This is a genomic window from Rahnella selenatireducens, from assembly GCF_046449555.1.
Lineage (GTDB): Bacteria > Pseudomonadota > Gammaproteobacteria > Enterobacterales > Enterobacteriaceae > Rahnella > Rahnella selenatireducens.
The window spans coordinates 1-1,302 of sequence record NZ_JBKEZJ010000041.1 but is presented as its reverse complement, the minus strand read 5'-3'; the positions used below and the strand labels follow the sequence as shown (position 1 = coordinate 1,302).

The following is a 1,302-nucleotide window of genomic DNA, read 5'->3' as shown; positions in this document are numbered from 1 at the left end:
GTTCAGCACCTTGGTCTTCATGTCTTTCTGCGCGTGCATCGACAGGAGTTCCTGGCTCGTCGCGTCCTCGAACATCAGCTCGTTGTAACCACTGCCTTTATACGTTTGCGAACGGATCGCCATCTGCGTTTTGGTTTCCGGCAGGCTGCCGGGAGAACGGTTGCTGGCGTGATAGGTGCGACCGGTGATGATCGGCTGATCCGGGTCGCCGTTGAGGAAGTCGACAATCACCTCCTGCCCGACGCGCGGTATCGCGATATTGCCAAAACCGGTACCGGCCCACGCCTGCGAGACGCGGATCCAGCAGGAGCTGTAGTTGTCGGCCTGGTTATAGCGATCCCACGCGAACTTCACCCGCACGCGCCCGTGTTCGTCGCAGAAGATTTCTTCGCCCGGCGGGCCGGTGACGATGGCAATTTGCGGGCCGTCAACGCGGGGTTTGGGATGCGGCATCGCCCGCCACGTCTGGGTCGCGGCGATCACTTCAAATTCGTTGAGCAACGTCGTGCCCTGGCCTTCATTTCCGATCCATGCCTGCGGCTGATCACCATGCATGTCGCTGGCTACCACCTGCCAGTTCACGTTCAGGTCTTCGCGCGGATGGGCGTTCAGGGAAAAGCAGACACCCGGATACAACTCCGGCGTATTGCTGCTACCCACAGCCACATCGGCGTTGTTACGCCAGCCTTCCATCTGATATTGGGCAAAATCCGCGCCGTGCTGTTCGTCTTTGAAACGCCCCGGATAATCGTAGATTTCATACAGATCGTGCTGGAACTTCATTCTCGGTGGCTGAGCCTGATACTTTGCCTGCCAGTTGGGCGCGGTAAAGGTGTAATCCTGCGTGACAACTTCTGACGGCCTGATACTGGCGCTGCGGCGAAAGTGGTTGATGCAATACCTCTGAGCCTCAGAGGCCGCATTCGGGTTATACGGAAACGCACCGATATGGCTTAACGCGCTGCAGTTATCCGCAAAGGTCAGCTTCTGGTCATTGGCTTTGAGATACTCCTGCTCGTAAAAGAAAATCCCTTCTTCGGCGGCCAGCCGGGAGATAAAGTCGAAATCGGTTTCCATAAACTGGACACAAAACTCCCGCCAGTTGTGACTGGCGCGAAACAGCGTGTCGTATTTCACGATTTCCATTTCGCTGAGCAAGGGCTGGAGAATGGCAGAGATAGTGAGGTTCTGAAAACTGCGGCAGTTGCGTCGTAAAGAACTGCGCCAGAAATTGGGGCGGATGGTCATACGGTACAACGTCTGATATTTGCCGGTGTCCCCCTGCTCGCAAAACGTGACGAT

At 56.5% G+C, this 1,302-nt stretch carries 1 protein-coding gene; it reads right to left on the bottom strand.

Annotation, left to right across the window (positions count from 1 at the left end; all coding sequences use genetic code 11):
* Window positions 1-1,302: type VI secretion system tip protein TssI/VgrG (gene tssI, locus ACLBVC_RS24715; RefSeq protein WP_410151808.1), on the bottom strand; the 1,302-nt coding region annotated here is incomplete at both ends.